Source organism: Paenibacillus sp. HGF5, assembly GCF_000204455.1.
In the GTDB taxonomy this organism is placed as follows: domain Bacteria; phylum Bacillota; class Bacilli; order Paenibacillales; family Paenibacillaceae; genus Paenibacillus_AQ; species Paenibacillus_AQ lautus_A.
Genome location: NZ_AEXS01000056.1, coordinates 49,089 through 63,604 on the forward strand (window position 1 = coordinate 49,089; position 14,516 = coordinate 63,604).

Consider the following 14,516-nt stretch of genomic DNA (forward strand, 5'->3'; position numbering starts at 1 on the left):
GCCCCTTGGACGATGGTAAGTGGTACCTGCCATCTTAAGGACGATTCAAGCAGATAAGCGATCTGCGGCTATTTCAATTGGGGATCAAATCTGTTGTGATTTCTATCCAATATCACTGAACGAATCTGGGACGGGCCCGGATACATCAAGCAGCCTGCCCATATAATCGCTCAGCAGGATACCGTCCGGGTCCAGCTCTTGCCGAACTGCGTGGAATGCTTCCCACATGGGATACAGCTCCTTCAATTGAGCAGCCTCAAGATGATGCATTTTCCCCCAATGCGGCCTGCCGCCGTACCGCAGGAAGATGCCCTCCATCGTACTGAAGTAATCTTCATGCGGCATGCCTTTGTACATATGGATCGCAATATAGGCGGAGTCCCGGCCGTAGGCGGGGCTTAACCAAATATCATCGCCCTTGGCATAACGGCATTCTACGGGGAAATGCACATGGTACTTGCTTCGCGACATTTCCTCACGCATTTCTTCAATGACCGCATTCATCGACTCTGCGGGAATGTTGTACTCCATTTCGTTGAAACGAACGAGCCGCCGGGTCGCGAATAACCGGTGGCTGTAATTCACTTTGCGACCCAGCGGAACCTGCGACGCCGAGAGGCGGCTGACATACGGGCTTGCTTTGGGCAGCTTGCGGCACAGCTCCGAGATCAGCCCGAAGAGGGTGTTCTCCACCAACACGTCGCTGATATAATCCTTGATCCGATGCTCCTTCACCTCTTGGTCCGTCTTGTTCATCAGCTTGATCTGGCACGGCTCTGCGTAAGGGAACCAATAAAACTCGAAGTGGCGATTCTCCTCCGCCAATTGCGCCTGCTGCTTCAAGCATTCGCCCAGCGGTATTCTCCGGCTTTCATATTCGATTTTGTAAGCCGGCTCAAGCCTCAATGTCACTTGCACGATAATGCCGAGCGTACCTAAGGATACCTGCAGCGCCTTGAACCAATCGGGGTGCGACTCTCCGCTGCACTCCAGCACCTCGCCTGTACCGGTGACCACCGTCATTCCGACAACCTGCGTGGATATATTCCCGAAAGCCCGGCCCGTACCATGCGTCCCTGTACTAATGACGCCGGCAATGGACTGTACATCAATATCCCCCAGGTTCTCCTGTGCCAGCCCCTGCTGAAACAACAGCTCGCCCAGCAGCTTCAGCTTCGTCCCTGCCCACACGGTGGCGGTTCGGGCTTCGGCATCGACATGGACCAGGCCCTGCATCTTGTCCAAGGAGATCAGGCAGTCCTCGGATGCGGCAATGGGGGTAAACGAATGCCCTGACCCAACCACTCGCAGCCGCCGGCCCTCCTGCCGGCACATCCGGACCACTTTTTCGACTTCCGTAATAGAGGCAGGATACAACACCGTTCTTGGATAGGCTCGTACTGATCCCGACCAATTCGACCACTGGATCTGCTTCATAGAAAACACTCCCCCATTCCGCGATAGGTTGCATATTCGCCTACGATGCGGCCTTGCGATACCGCATACAGCACCTTGAACCGCTCGCACAGCTCGCCGGCCTTCGCATGGCGAAAGAACACCGGGTCTCCCAGGCCAAGCTCCACATGGGTTGGCAAACGCAGCGGCGTCTGCACTTCCCCGGCTCCTTCGAGCGAGAACAGCTTCAATCCTGAAGGCAAGTAAGGCATCGCCAGCTTATCCTTATCCGCCGTACCCGATGCCGTGTAGCCGCCTCCCATGCAGGTCACGATCCCTGCCTTCGGGATGCGAACCACCTCTACCGCATAAGCCGCTGCCGGCTTATAACGGAATGAGGCGTAATGATCGAACAGACCCGGCGCATAGAAGCCTGATCCGGCCGTAATTTCGGTTACCCAAGCTTCCTCCCGGGAGCTGTCCAAACTTCCGGTTCCCCCTGCATTCACGAAGCGGAGCCGAAGATCCATGGCGGCAAGCCGCTCCACGGCTTCTTTCCTCCGCTTGGCCGCTTCAACGATGGAGCGGTTTTTCAGCCACCGGACCATGGTGTTCTTCATACGCTTCTTGGCTGCGTTATCCCCAACGCCTGCTACCTGCGCCTCGTACCCCATGATACCGTCCAGGCGAAGCCACGGGGAGCGGATAATCCGTTCTACGACAGGATACATGCCCTCCCATGAACGGACGGGCGATCGCCATACGCCGAAGTGCAGACCCGGATATTGGACCGACATATCCATATCAATGCAGAGCGGAATCACGATCCGCTGTTGTTTGGCGAACTGTTCGATGTGCTCGACATGCTCCACGCTGTCCACCATTAAGGTAATGCTGCGGCCTTCGCCGACCAAATTCACGATGGAGCGAATGGCTTCCGGCTGCCACTGCGGATATCCCAGCAGCAGATCGTCAAAGCCCTGTTCCGCCAGAAATACGGCCTCCGCTGCCGTATAACACATGATTCCCTGAAAGATCGGGTTCGAACGAAGGAGACGGTTCAGCACGTCCACGGAGCGGATGGACTTGCTGGCCAGCCGAACCTTCTTACCCCTCGCCGCCTGTGCAATCGCTTCGGCATTGTCGTCCAGCATGTCCAGATCCACCAAGGCGAACGGCCTCGGAACCTGCGCGAAAATCTCTTTATAATACTCGTATGTCGACACCCCTACATCAACACCTTCCCGTTTCCCTCACGCCTATGCCACATGATATTCTCGAAGGTAACGGATTATCCTTCCGCACACCACTATCCGTACAAATAAAAAGAGCCCAGCCTTTGGTTGGCTGGACCCGAATCCTAATCGGCTAATTTGATGATGGTTAGGGAAGCGCCGTTGCCTTGTGCAAGGGTTGCAGCACCTAATACGCCATACAATTGAAGATTAAGCATATCGCCTGCATTCAATTGTTCTATAAACTGGGCGTGAAAATGCGACTTCGATTTAATTGGTGCTTCGTCACTCTGCATGATTGAGATACCGTTTCGAGTAATCCTTGAGCCCATAAGCAAATCTGACGTTAAATTAATCGTATAAGAAATATAGTAAATCCCTGTTTCATGAACCGTAAACAATGTTGAACTTCCATCTGCCATGATTCCTGCTACTTTCGGATTGTCCGGCAGCGGAACCGGGGTCCCGCCGAGCAGTACTGGAATAACGCCTCCCGACGTATTCCCTGCGTATGCATAAGTTCCTGTGGAGCTCCCTCCTGCAGGTCCAACAGGCCCCGCTGGACCTGCGGGGCCTTGGGGTCCCTGAGCTCCTTGTATCCCTTGCGGACCTTGTGGCCCTACCGGGCCGAGGTCGCCCTTATCGCCCTGGATTCCCTGAGGTCCAGGATCCCCTTGATCCCCCTTTTCACCCTGCGGACCTGCCGGGCCTTGATCTCCTTTATCGCCTTTCGGACCCGGGGATCCCGTGGGGCCTGGATCGCCCTTAGGCCCGGATGGCCCTGCTGGTCCAGTTGGACCTTGGGAGCCCGAAGATCCTGAAGACCCGGACGGACCTTGCGGACCTTGGGGCCCCTGAGGCCCCTGTGGACCCTGCGGGCCCTTTTCGCCAGGTTCGCCTTTTGGACCCTGCGGGCCGGCCGGACCTGGCTGCCCCTGCTCCTGATTTCCCCCGCCACTGCCATACGCAATGCTAACCAGCTGTTTTTGTTGGTTCCACTGCACCTTGGCCTCAAACACTTCTGCCAAAAAACGAAGCGGAACCATCACCCTGTTATCCTGCAGTTTGGCCGGCTGGTCCAGCTTCACTTTTGTGACGATAGTATCTTTTCTCACCGTAGCCACATCACTGCCCAGAACCAGCTCGGCAGAGAGATCTCCTCGAACGGCTGTGATCATCTTGGCAGAAGCATCCCACCGAATGGACAGGCCCAATATTTCGGTTACATGCTTAATGGGCACCAGCACTTTGCCTTTAACCATAACCGGGGCAACATCCAAAGACTTGGTTATCCCGTTGACTTGCATCGTGATGCCTGCCGCTTGCGTGACGGGTGCGATCGCTAAACTCAAGGTGAGCATCATTGCTGCCGCAAAATACAGCCGTTTTTTCTTCAACACAATTACCTCCTTATCGATCATGGAATAATTAATTTATCAGTCGAACCTACTCGCGAGTTAATATAAATAATTACACGAGAATCATGATATTTCCTGTGTGCGATCGCGAAATATTAAACATTTTTTGTTAATTCTGGCCTAAGCAAAAAAAGGATGAGGAATGCCCCACCCTAAGTAAATCCATTTACCATACGAATTTTATGCCCATTTCCTCCTGTATCTTCTCATTGCTCTTATCATAGCAGTTGGTCGTATAATGAGAAGGACATTTGTCCAGTTGAGAAGGGAGCGCAAAAGAAACCCATGAAACGACTTCATGATGCACCATTGCTGAAAGCCAAGCTGGAGCAATTTCACTTCGGAAGCATGCTGGATTTGGGCAATCCGGCGCCCTTTACCTTACAACAATACGAGCCCGGCGAGATCATTCTGCATGAGGGTTTTGCCATGCAGTCCCTGTTGTTCCTCGTGCAAGGGAAAATCAAGGTGACCTCCAGCATCGAAACCGGCAAATCGCTGCTTCTGCGTTTTGGCCATCCCTTTTCCATCATCGGGGATATTGAATTGGTTCGAGACGTTCCTGTCCAATCCCAGATTGAAGCCGTTAACGAATGCCTGTTCATCGGGCTGTCGTTTGATTATATCAGGCAGCATGAAATGACGAACGCCCGCTTTACCTCCGCCTTGCTGGATCACCTGAGCTACAAACTCCAGACCTGCACGACCGCTTCCCGCGTCAATCTGTTGGCTTCCGTGGAGAACCGGTTTGCCAGCTACCTGATGTCCACCATGTCGCCTGGACCGGATCCTTCCTTCGGGATGGAGCTGAGAACCGACCATATCGGGGAGATTGCCAGCTTGCTTGGCACCACGCACCGACATTTGAATAGGGTAATGCATACCTTCGCCCAAAAGGGGGTCCTGGAACGAAACGGACAGACTATCCGCATTCTGAACCGGCCAGCTCTGGAGCACGCCTCGAACGGCATCCGCTATGAGTAGATCGCCCGGCCGAAACTTTTTTCGCGGATTCTTGTAACGAATCGGCCATGACCCGGTCATATAAGCAAGGAGGTGAACAGGTGACGGATTTGCACCAGATCTACCATCAACACTTTCAAGACGTGTACCGGTTTCTGCTGTCGCTAAGCAGAGACGAGCATGTTGCGGAAGAACTCACGCAGGAGACGTTTTTCAAAGCACTGAAGCATATCGATTCGTTTCAAGGCACGTGCAAGCTGAGCGTGTGGCTATGCCAAATCGCTAAACATACATACTTCTCCTATCTTGATAAACAAAAGCGGTATGAGCCAGCCCCGCAGATCGACCACGGCAGCGGTCAGGATATCGCATGGAAAACCGTGGAAAGGGCTGAGGCTTTTCGCATCCATCAAATCCTGCACCGGATGGACGAGCCGTATAAAGAGGTGTTTACGCTGCGAGTGTTCGGGGAATTGTCTTTTGGCGAAATCAGCCGGCTGTTTGGAAAAACCGAGAGCTGGGCAAGAGTCACCTTCTTTCGAGCCAAGCAAAAAATCCAAAGCCTATACAAGGAGGGGAATCAATCGTGAGCCGAATATCGTGCGAGATTATTCAGGATTTGCTGCCTTTGTACCATGATGATGTATGCAGCGCAGACACCAAAACCTTGGTAGAAGAGCATCTGGCGGATTGCCCGGCTTGCCGGGAGGTGCTGAGCCATATGAGCTCCCCGATGTCGCTGCCCACCCAAACGATGGAGCAAAACAAGGATGAGGGAGCCGCCTTGCGGCAAGTTGCGGCCCAGTGGTCGCGCACCAAATGGATCTCGTTTACCAAAGGTCTATTGATCAGCTGCTTAGCAGTCGGCCTCTTGTTCCTGGCATATGCGGGACTGTTCGAATGGAACATTACAAGCGTGCCGACCCGCGTGATGCAGGTATCCGATATCAGTCAGCTGAAGGATGGGCGCATTGCTTATCACGTGAAGATGACCGACGGCTATAATGTCAACCAAGCCAGCTACGATACGGATGAGGAAGGAAACTTCTATGTGACGCCCAAGCGTCCCATCATCAAATCTAAAAAATTCGCGAATATGGGACTGTCCAATATGTACTATACGAACGATATTGAAGAGCGAAATGCCTACGAGAAGAGCTTTGGCGACGGCGTTCAGATCAAGGCCCTCTACTTGGGGACGCCGGATGACCGCGTTCTGATCTGGGAGCAAGGCATGGAGCTGCCACCGGCAAGCGAGTCTGTCGAGATGCAGTTCAGGAGCGGCGAGTAAATTTTATTTGTAATAAAAAGACCATCGGATGCCCTAATGGCTTCCCATGGTCTTTTCTTGAACCTTACACCAAGTCGGCCGGATGATTACGCAGAACCTTCCGCTCGATCCAGCCGTAGATCAAGCCGATAACCCCAAACAGCATGACTGCGGTGCTGACATGAAGTTCATATTCCTGTATGAATCGATCATCATAGATTTCATAGAACAGCACGATTCCGGCCGCAGCCCACATTACGGCATACAGCAGGGCATTCAGGATGAGTGAAGCTCTGACCCATCGAATAATGCCCATTAACCACGATAAAGGGAGCACGATCACCGGGTATAGAAGCGAGGATATGAGAATCGGGATAATCATCAGAACAAAACCCGCATTACGAAGGCCGAAATATTCCGTCGTCGTGATCTTGTATCCTTCGGTATACTCCAAGCCTACGACAGCACCGGTAAACAGAAATATAAAGACGAACCACAACACAAAATATCTGGCCACCCGCAAGTTGTACACCGCCCTGTCCGTTTATGTCATAGACGAATTCGTGCCGGAAAAAGTTACATGCGTCTTCATTTCATATCGTCAAAAAGTAATTCTGCTTACTCCGCAGGCTCACCAGCCGCTTCCCAGCGGTCGATTTCCTTGCGGACCAAAGGGGCGACTTCGGTCCCCAGCAGTTCGATGGCCCTCATGACTTCGTCGTGAGGCATCGTTCCCACAGGCACATGCAGCATAAAGCGGGTAATGCCCACATGCTTGCGCAGGTGAATGATCTTCTCGGCCACCGTCTCAGGATCTCCTACATACAATGCACCTTCGAAGCTTCGGGCCGCATCGAATCTTGCCCGGTCATAGTACCCCCAGCCGCGCTCCCGTCCCAGCACGTTCATGCTGGCTTGGGTTGAAGGGAAGAACTTGTCCGCTGCCAGCTCAGTTTCTTCCGCAATGAATCCGTGGGAATGCGAGCCGATCGGCAGCTTTGACACATCATGACCGGCATGAGCTGCCGCTTCTTTATACAGCTTGACCAGCGGCGCGAACTGCAGGGGACTGCCGCCGATAATCGCCAGTACCAGCGGGAGGCCGAGCAGACCTGCCCGCACGACCGATTCCGAATTGCCTCCGCTTCCGATCCACACCGGCAGCGGGTTCTGAACCGGACGCGGATAGACGCCCAAGTTATGGATCGCCGGGCGATGCTCGCCCTGCCAAGTGACTTTTTCCGACTCGCGTATTTTGAGCAGCAGCTCCAGCTTCTCCTCGAACAACTCGTCATAATGACTCAGATCATAGCCGAATAACGGGAACGATTCGATGAACGAACCCCTGCCGGCCATAATCTCCGCGCGTCCGTTCGAAATCGCGTCCAAGGTGGCAAAATCCTGAAAGACCCGTACCGGATCCGCGGAAGACAGCACCGTCACCGCGCTGGTCAGCCGAATCCACTTCGTCTGCGACGCAGCCGCGGCAAGAACGACCGCAGGCGAAGACGCTGCATAATCCTTGCGGTGATGCTCCCCTACGCCATAAACATCCAATCCAACCTGATCGGCCAGGACGATTTCCTCAACCACCTCGCGCAGCCGCTGCGCATGGCTTATCACTTCGCCGGTCTTCACATCCGGCCACGTCTCCACGAACGAGCTAACCCCAATCTCCATTATGATTTCCTCCCTATTATGCTTTGCCGCGGTCAAAACCGTAGGCAAAGGTTATCGATGCTTCCCGCCTAGGGCAGTCCATATCGTTAATCATCTTGCAATTATCTTTATATTGAACTTTTGGCTCGGATTTTTCAAGTTACAAGTTAACTGATAACGTGAAATCGGTGGATTCGATGCATTGGGAATCCAAAAATGACCGGGATCCATACGGATTCCGGCCATTCATTTTACCTTTTAACCATGCATTTGAAATGGGCTTATTGTTTCGATGCCAAGTATTCCTCCAACCGATCCCAGGTTTGGGTAATGCCTTCTTCCATTCCCATATCCAATACCGCTTGGAGCGCTTCCGCGGATTCATATACCCCTCGATTGACCAGCTTGGTCTTTCCATCCACTTCCTCAAACGTCATCGTCACCGTGGTTGCGGGCATTCCCTCCGCAATATTGCCTTCCGCATCCGAGAAATAGTCGATGTAGACGATTTTCTCGGGCTCGTCAATTTCCTGGTAGACCGATTTGCCCCAGGATTCCATACCATAGAAATCCCCTTGATTCTGATCCATGCACTTCATGCAATAATGCCATTGGCCGCCAGGACGGAAATCCATGTTGGATACGGTAACTTCCCATCCGCGAGGTCCCCACCACTGCTTCAGATGCTCTCCATCGGTGAGCACCTTGAATACCAGCTCTCTTGGTGCATTAAATACGCGCTCCAGTACGATCACTTGACCTTCTACCCGTGTAATCATTTTGCTTGTCATTATCTATTCCTCCTCGAATTAGATGGTGTTTATTCTTGTTTCTTCATATCCGATTGAAGCTTCTCCAAGTAATCATCCAAGTTGTCAAACCGTTCGTTCCATATGCTGCGGTAATTATCGAGCCAACGGTCCAATTCCTGAAACGGCTCCGACCGCAGCATGTAATTCCGTCGGTTTGCATCCGCCCTCACCTCGACCAGTCCGGCATCCAGCAGCACCTTCAAATGTTTCGAGGCTTGAGGCTGGCGAATGTCAAGACGTTCGGCGATTTCCCCTACCGTAAGCGGCCCCTTCTGCAGGAGATTCACGATGCGAAAACGGCTTGGTTCGGCTAATGCGTTAAATGTGGTCAGTTCCATCTTGTCGTGATGACGGGTACAGACCCGCTGTTACAGCGTTTACGGTGAATGTCTGTTCTCTCTGTTACCGTCACCATCATCACCTCTTTTTTCGGCTTCTTTTTTGCTGCCGTTCTTCTCGTCTTAAATATACCATGAAGGGAATATTCCTGTAAAGGAATATTTAGACGTTTTTTCAATTTATTTTTATCACAGCGCAAAAAAAAGCAACAAACGCGGCTCCTTACCTGACCTCGCTTATTGCTCCTCTTCGCTTTACTATTCGTATTCCTTATCGAAAGAACACCTTGTCCACATTGTATTTGGCCTTGAATTCATTAATGATGTAGGTTTCATATATCTCTCTATGCACGGCGTCTTCAATGACGCAAACCTCGATGCTCGCCACTTCGTTCCGATGCTCCTTGATCGGGGAGACGCTGTCTTCAAAATGCTTCTTGATCCGCGGTCTCAGCTTTCTTGCTTTGCCAACGAACAGAAGCTCCCCTTTGCTGTTGTAGAACATGAAAATCCCGCCCCGGTCTCTCGGAATCAGGTGAAAATCCGTAAATCCGTAAATATGGCTCAGTTCCGGAGCATCCTGCTTGGTTATGGTGACGTCCGGCTTAGGGATGGTTATATGGATCACGACTAACGTTCACTTCCTCTATTCAATGTATTGACCTAAATCGTATCACTGATCGGCTCATTTGCCCATGCGGAAAATACAACAGACCCTTAACACCCTTCTCTGGGCATTTGCATAGGATGAGATTATGTATGACTAATTCACGATGGGGGTCTTTTCCATATGAGCATTCAATATCCCGGACACCAGGAGCAAACCTTATATCAAGCTGAACCCAGCATGAAGCACAGCATCAAATCGGTTCGCGATCATATCCACCATCTATGCAAGCAGCATGCGAACCAGCTGGTTCGCGTCGAAACGCTTGACGGCGATGTTTTTGAAGGTACGATCATGCATTGCGAAAAGGGAATTCTGTACTTGAGCATGCCCGGATACGGAAACCAGCGCGGCTTCGGTCCCAGTTACTATAATAATGTAATCCTGCCACTTGTCCTCTTCGAATTGCTTGTCATCACCTTGCTTTACATCTAGAAGAAGATCTAGGCTTACATCGTTATTCGGCAGCGTCCCACGTAATTCCAAACCTAATTACCCGATTAAGGAGTGAATTCATTATGGCATTTATGCCGCCGCAAGGACCCCAGGGACCGATGCAAGGGCCCACTTCCCCGCCCCCAACATCTGTCCCCCAACAGCCTTTGGCCAGTACCTTCGCAGTTGATCCTGGAGCGATCAGGGGCTGTTTGTTCAGAAATACCTATATTTGGCCGACACGTGGACCCGGCTTCTGGTTTTTCCCGACTTTTGTTGGCCGCACCTCGGTTGCCGGCTTCCGCTGGACGGGATGGATGTGGGTATATTCAGGGCTCGACTTAAGAAGTATCGAGTCGTTCACCTGCTTCTGATGCTCTTATATCAAAAGGAATGGGTCAATCTGCTCCCACAGGCACCTCTATAGCGCCTGCTTATGGGAAGAGCGCCTGCAATGGCGCTCTTAAGCTCTTACATGACGGACAAGCTCCTGTTCATGGAAGAGTCTACCTTAACAGGATGCCCCTGTTTTACGAAAAATAAAGTTCTTGATTATCCTCCCGCTACGTTAAATAATATGTAACAGTCCCTCTATAAAACCGATAATCGAGATTGGGATTATATCTTTAACATACAGAGCAGAAAGGTTGACTTGAACACCATGGATATTTCGCAACATGCCACTGGGGAAAAAGGCGGCAAAGAACCCTTTCCCATCTCTATACTCTCTCTCACCGTGGGTGCATTTGCCATTGGCATGACGGAGTTTGTCATTATGGGGATCCTCCCCAATGTGGCCGATGATCTGAATGTCAGCATCGCTTCTGCCGGGCAGCTGATTACGATGTATGCTCTCGGGGTAGCCGTCGGGGCTCCTATTCTGACCGTCCTTACTAACCAAATTCCGCAGAAAAAGCTGTTACTGCTGCTCATGGGCCTGTTCATCCTGGGCAACGGCATCTCGGTCTTCGCTCCGAACTATGCCGTTCTGATGGGCGCCCGGATGTTGACCGCGCTGACGCACGGGACCTTCTTCGGCGTGGGCGCTGTCATCGCATCCAATCTGGTGCGGCCGGACAAGCGTGCCGGAGCGGTGTCCATCATGATGGCAGGATTAACGATAGCCAATATCATCGGGGTTCCGATTGGTACCTTCATCGGCCAAACGATGGGCTGGCGCGCTTCATTCGGCGCGATTGCCATCATGGGCGTGTTGGCATTGATCGGCATCCTGATTTTCATACCTAAGATACGGCAGGAGCAAGCGACAAGCATCGTTCAGCAGATCACGGCCATCATTAGACCCCAGCTTCTTCTCTTCCTGCTGATTGGCGCGCTTGGCAATGCCGGCCTGTTCGCCGTCTTCACTTATATCGCGCCCCTGCTGATTGAGATCACGGGCTTTGCGGAACCCAGCGTCACCTGGATTCTGATCCTGTTCGGTATCGGCGTGACCGTCGGCAACATCGTAGGCGGCAGGCTGGCGGACTGGAAGCTGCTGCCCTCCATCCTGGGCGTTTACTTTGCGACGGCCGTCATTCTGACCATCCTCACGATGACTATCCATCACCCGTTCACGGCTGTGCTGACCATCGTGCTGTGGGGAGCCGCCTCTTTCGCCGTTATGCCGGGAATGCAGGTGCGCGTGATGAGTCTGGCCCAATCCGCTCCTGCACTGGCCTCCACAGCAACCCATTCCGCAGGCAATCTCGGAAATGCGGCGGGCGCTTTTATCGGGGGATTGGTCATTACGCATCTAAGCTTAACGGCCCTGCCTTGGGTGGGCGCCGGATTGGTAGCGCTCGCCTTCATTCTGGGAGCAGCCTGCTATATGTATGAGCGCAAGGCCGTGACGGCTAATGCCTAAAGGGCTCCAACAGGCATGAAAAGCCGATCCCTTAACCGGGACGAGCATAAGAAAGGCGTAACCGGACATGTGCACGGTTACGCCTTTTTGCATCTATATATACGTTGATCCATCGGTGCTACAACGCCTTGATCTCCAGCAATTCGTACTTCACGATGCCCATCGGCGCTTCCACGTGGACTTTATCGCCTACCGCTTTGCCCATCAGCGCTTTGCCGAGCGGGCTTTCATAAGAAACTTTATTGTTCGCCACATCCGCTTCAGCCGGGCCGACCACCTGATATTCAAGCCTCTCCGAAAACTCGATGTCATTCAGGACGACGTTCGAACCGACATTCACCGTCGTCGAGCTGATATCCTTAGCGTCGACGATCCGGGCGTTGTTAAGCGTTTTTTCCAGGATGATGATGCGCGTTTCCATAAACGCCTGGTCGTTCTTGGCCGAGTGGTACTCGCTGTTCTCCTTCAAGTCACCATAGCTGATCGCGAGCTTGATCCGTTCCGCTAATTCTTTGCGTTTTACATACTTGAGATCGTCAAGTTCCTCCTGGAGTTTGTCATAGCCCTCCTGGGTCAAGATCAGTTCTTCTGCCATGCTCATCACATCCATTTTGTAGTTTCTTACTTCTAGTGTACTCTTTATTTCGAAAATAAGCGAAAATTTTCTGAAATATTATGGATGGAATATTTGGTATTTAATACCTAATGGTAGTTTCGACCGATCAGCGCCAACGAAGCGAACAGATTTTAATGCATGTGAACCTGGCCGCTATGCATAAAGCCCCAGATGTCTCCGCGAGGAGAACCAGGGGCTTATGATCTTACTTTCAAATCATTATGCATTCGTTTCGAGCTCGGCCTTCAAGGCCTCATACTGCTCCATCAGCTCGCCCATGATGGGATGCTCTCCGGCAATGCCGGTATATTGGGAAGCCGTGTCGCTTACGCCGATATCCCGGACGGAGGCTTGCAGCTCCACGCTTTCCGGATCTTCCGGAACATCGAACAGCAGGGCCGCCGCCATGGATTTTGCCAGGCTCTTATACTCGAGTCCGCTCTCGAAAGCCAACATAGCCGGCGAAACCAGACGGTCGCCCGGGGACAGCTTCCGGATCGGGGAGCGGCCAACGCGGGACACCTCGTCGGTCAGCGCGGGATTGCGAAAACGCTCCAGGATGGTGTCAATGTACGCTTGGTGCTCGGAAGGATCGAAGCCGTGCTTGTGTATGAGCGCAGCTCCCGTTTCCTCGAGCACCGCGCGGACATGGCCTGCCACCGCTTCGTCCTTCATGGCGTCCTGGATCGCCTCATAGCCTTTCAGAAAGCCTACATACGCAGCCGAGCAGTGACCGGTATTCACCGTGAACAGCTTGCGTTCAATGTATGGCTCCAGGCGGTCCACGTAGTGTATGCCTTCAACAGGGACATAATCCTCAAACATCTGCGAACGATCCACCGCCCACTCATAGAACGGCTCCACCACGACCTTCAGACGGTCCTCATGCTGCTGCAGCGGCACGATCCGGTCTACGGCCGCATCCGGGAAAGCCACGAGCTGGTCAGCCTTACGCTTCGTCTCGTCATCAAGCTTCCCATAGATATGCTCTTTCAGCTGCGAGCTGCCGCCGATGGCGTTCTCGCATGCAATAATATGAAGCGGCGATGCCGAGCCCGTTTGCAGCCGAAGCTTCAGCCCCTCGGCAATGGTGCCGGCGATAAATTTGAGGATGTTGACGCCGACCGCCGTCGTGACGAGATCCGCTTCCGCTACCGCACGCGCGGCAGCTTCCGGTTCCGAGGCGCTATTGAGAGCGGTGATGCCTTTGACCACCGTGGTCTCCTGCCCTTCGCTGGCCAGGGTTACGGGATACTCCCCGCGCGCCTTCAGCTCTGATACCAGCTCTTCGTTTACGTCGACAAAACAAACCTCATAACCGGCCTGTGACAGCAAGAGCCCTATAAAACCGCGTCCGATGTTGCCCGCTCCGAAATGGACTGCCTTCATGCGCCCATTCCTCCCTCGAAGATGGCCAGAATCTCCTCCTCGCTGGAAGCGTTCATGACCTTCTCAATGCTCTCGTCATCCGTGAAAATCATGGCCACATTCGTCAGAATCTCCATATGGTCGCCGCCGGCAGCCGCGATGCCAATGACGATGAACGCCGGCTCGTCTCCGCCGAAATCCACGCCTTCCGGGAAGCGAACGATCGACAATCCCGTGGAGATGACCATGCCTTTCGCTTCTTTGGTGCCATGGGGAATCGCAAGTCCCCCGCCCATGTAAGTGGACGCAATTTCTTCGCGTTCGAGCATTTTATCCACGTAATCGGCCGATACATGGCCTGCCTGCACCAGCAGGTTCCCCGCCATGCGAATGGCTTCGCTCTTGCTGTCAGCCTTTGCGTTCAGTACGACTTTATCTTTGGACAGTATGTTATTCATGTTAGTCTCCCTCTT

At 52.8% G+C, this 14,516-nt stretch carries 16 protein-coding genes; 5 read left to right on the forward strand and 11 right to left on the reverse strand.

Annotated elements, in window-relative coordinates; translation table 11 throughout:
- Positions 1-102 precede the first annotated feature (102 nt).
- The 3 genes from HMPREF9412_RS09170 to HMPREF9412_RS09180 form a co-directional block, all read right to left on the reverse strand.
- Entirely contained in the window at positions 103-1,437 is a 1,335-nt protein-coding gene (locus tag HMPREF9412_RS09170; protein WP_009591143.1) for a D-arabinono-1,4-lactone oxidase, read from the reverse strand.
- Positions 1,434-2,621, reverse strand: a complete 1,188-nt coding sequence (locus HMPREF9412_RS09175; protein WP_009591155.1) for an amino acid deaminase/aldolase — start codon at positions 2,619-2,621, stop codon at positions 1,434-1,436. Before HMPREF9412_RS09175 ends, HMPREF9412_RS09170 begins: the two co-directional genes overlap by 4 nt.
- Before the next feature lie 134 nt (positions 2,622-2,755).
- A complete protein-coding gene (locus tag HMPREF9412_RS09180) occupies positions 2,756-4,030 on the reverse strand; it encodes a BclA C-terminal domain-containing protein (protein WP_009591220.1) in 1,275 nt (424 codons plus the stop codon).
- A gap of 303 nt (positions 4,031-4,333) precedes the next feature.
- Between HMPREF9412_RS09180 and HMPREF9412_RS09185 the strand changes: the two genes are divergently transcribed.
- From HMPREF9412_RS09185 to HMPREF9412_RS09195, 3 genes are all read left to right on the forward strand, one after another.
- A complete protein-coding gene (locus tag HMPREF9412_RS09185; protein ID WP_009591217.1) occupies positions 4,334-5,032 on the forward strand; it encodes a Crp/Fnr family transcriptional regulator in 699 nt (232 codons plus the stop codon).
- A gap of 80 nt (positions 5,033-5,112) precedes the next feature.
- Complete coding sequence (locus HMPREF9412_RS09190; RefSeq protein ID WP_009591227.1) at positions 5,113-5,601, forward strand: RNA polymerase sigma factor; 489 nt, start codon at positions 5,113-5,115, stop codon at positions 5,599-5,601.
- Positions 5,598-6,302 carry a zf-HC2 domain-containing protein gene (locus HMPREF9412_RS09195; protein ID WP_009591222.1) on the forward strand — a complete coding sequence of 235 codons (705 nt, stop codon included), beginning with the start codon at positions 5,598-5,600 and terminating at the stop codon, positions 6,300-6,302. Before HMPREF9412_RS09190 ends, HMPREF9412_RS09195 begins: the two co-directional genes overlap by 4 nt.
- 64 nt (positions 6,303-6,366) lie before the next feature.
- Here the strand turns inward: HMPREF9412_RS09195 and HMPREF9412_RS09200 are convergent, their stop codons facing one another.
- The 5 genes from HMPREF9412_RS09200 to HMPREF9412_RS09220 all read right to left on the reverse strand — a co-directional run bounded on the left by HMPREF9412_RS09200 (position 6,367) and on the right by HMPREF9412_RS09220 (position 9,718).
- Positions 6,367-6,798, reverse strand: a complete 432-nt coding sequence (locus HMPREF9412_RS09200) for a hypothetical protein (protein WP_254664022.1) — start codon at positions 6,796-6,798, stop codon at positions 6,367-6,369.
- A 101-nt stretch (positions 6,799-6,899) separates the two neighbouring features.
- Entirely contained in the window at positions 6,900-7,961 is a 1,062-nt protein-coding gene (locus HMPREF9412_RS09205) for an LLM class flavin-dependent oxidoreductase (protein WP_009591187.1), read from the reverse strand.
- 260 nt (positions 7,962-8,221) lie between these two features.
- Positions 8,222-8,731 carry an SRPBCC domain-containing protein gene (locus HMPREF9412_RS09210; protein ID WP_009591206.1) on the reverse strand — a complete coding sequence of 170 codons (510 nt, stop codon included), beginning with the start codon at positions 8,729-8,731 and terminating at the stop codon, positions 8,222-8,224.
- Between the two features lie 29 nt (positions 8,732-8,760).
- Positions 8,761-9,090, reverse strand: coding sequence for an ArsR/SmtB family transcription factor (locus tag HMPREF9412_RS09215; protein WP_009591218.1), 330 nt, complete (start codon positions 9,088-9,090; stop codon positions 8,761-8,763).
- 271 nt (positions 9,091-9,361) lie between these two features.
- The gene (locus HMPREF9412_RS09220) at positions 9,362-9,718 is read right to left on the reverse strand and encodes a nucleotide excision repair endonuclease (protein WP_009591150.1); all 357 of its coding nucleotides are present in this window, start codon (positions 9,716-9,718) and stop codon (positions 9,362-9,364) included.
- Positions 9,719-9,880: 162 nt separating this feature from the next.
- Between HMPREF9412_RS09220 and HMPREF9412_RS09225 the strand changes: the two genes are divergently transcribed.
- Both HMPREF9412_RS09225 and HMPREF9412_RS09230 read left to right on the forward strand, forming a co-directional pair.
- Positions 9,881-10,192 (forward strand): hypothetical protein, encoded by a 312-nt coding sequence (locus HMPREF9412_RS09225; RefSeq protein WP_009591136.1) that lies wholly within the window; start codon positions 9,881-9,883, stop codon positions 10,190-10,192.
- 661 nt (positions 10,193-10,853) lie between these two features.
- Positions 10,854-12,059, forward strand: a complete 1,206-nt coding sequence (locus HMPREF9412_RS09230; RefSeq protein ID WP_009591142.1) for an MFS transporter — start codon at positions 10,854-10,856, stop codon at positions 12,057-12,059.
- A 118-nt stretch (positions 12,060-12,177) separates the two neighbouring features.
- Here the strand turns inward: HMPREF9412_RS09230 and greA are convergent, their stop codons facing one another.
- The 3 genes from greA to HMPREF9412_RS09245 form a co-directional block, all read right to left on the reverse strand.
- Positions 12,178-12,654 carry a transcription elongation factor GreA gene (greA, locus tag HMPREF9412_RS09235; protein ID WP_036671773.1) on the reverse strand — a complete coding sequence of 159 codons (477 nt, stop codon included), beginning with the start codon at positions 12,652-12,654 and terminating at the stop codon, positions 12,178-12,180.
- Between the two features lie 240 nt (positions 12,655-12,894).
- Positions 12,895-14,064 (reverse strand): mannitol-1-phosphate 5-dehydrogenase, encoded by a 1,170-nt coding sequence (locus tag HMPREF9412_RS09240; protein ID WP_009591228.1) that lies wholly within the window; start codon positions 14,062-14,064, stop codon positions 12,895-12,897.
- On the reverse strand, positions 14,061-14,501 hold the full coding sequence (locus HMPREF9412_RS09245; protein ID WP_009591149.1) for a PTS sugar transporter subunit IIA: 441 nt from the start codon (positions 14,499-14,501) through the stop codon (positions 14,061-14,063). The genes HMPREF9412_RS09240 and HMPREF9412_RS09245 overlap by 4 nt, the downstream gene beginning before the upstream one ends.
- Between the last annotated feature and the right edge of the window lie 15 nt (positions 14,502-14,516).

What these genes read in the sequence shown, in the direction of transcription:
- HMPREF9412_RS09185 (WP_009591217.1), top strand. Translation starts at nt 4,334, where the DNA reads ATGAAACGACTTCATGATGCACCATTGCTGAAAGCCAAGCTGGAGCAA.
- HMPREF9412_RS09205 (WP_009591187.1), bottom strand. Translation starts at nt 7,961, where the DNA reads ATGGAGATTGGGGTTAGCTCGTTCGTGGAGACGTGGCCGGATGTGAAG.
- greA (WP_036671773.1), bottom strand. Translation starts at nt 12,654, where the DNA reads ATGGCAGAAGAACTGATCTTGACCCAGGAGGGCTATGACAAACTCCAG.
- HMPREF9412_RS09230 (WP_009591142.1), top strand. Translation starts at nt 10,854, where the DNA reads ATGGATATTTCGCAACATGCCACTGGGGAAAAAGGCGGCAAAGAACCC.
- HMPREF9412_RS09170 (WP_009591143.1), bottom strand. Translation starts at nt 1,437, where the DNA reads ATGAAGCAGATCCAGTGGTCGAATTGGTCGGGATCAGTACGAGCCTAT.
- HMPREF9412_RS09240 (WP_009591228.1), bottom strand. Translation starts at nt 14,064, where the DNA reads ATGAAGGCAGTCCATTTCGGAGCGGGCAACATCGGACGCGGTTTTATA.
- HMPREF9412_RS09225 (WP_009591136.1), top strand. Translation starts at nt 9,881, where the DNA reads ATGAGCATTCAATATCCCGGACACCAGGAGCAAACCTTATATCAAGCT.
- HMPREF9412_RS09210 (WP_009591206.1), bottom strand. Translation starts at nt 8,731, where the DNA reads ATGACAAGCAAAATGATTACACGGGTAGAAGGTCAAGTGATCGTACTG.
- HMPREF9412_RS09245 (WP_009591149.1), bottom strand. Translation starts at nt 14,501, where the DNA reads ATGAATAACATACTGTCCAAAGATAAAGTCGTACTGAACGCAAAGGCT.
- HMPREF9412_RS09215 (WP_009591218.1), bottom strand. Translation starts at nt 9,090, where the DNA reads ATGGAACTGACCACATTTAACGCATTAGCCGAACCAAGCCGTTTTCGC.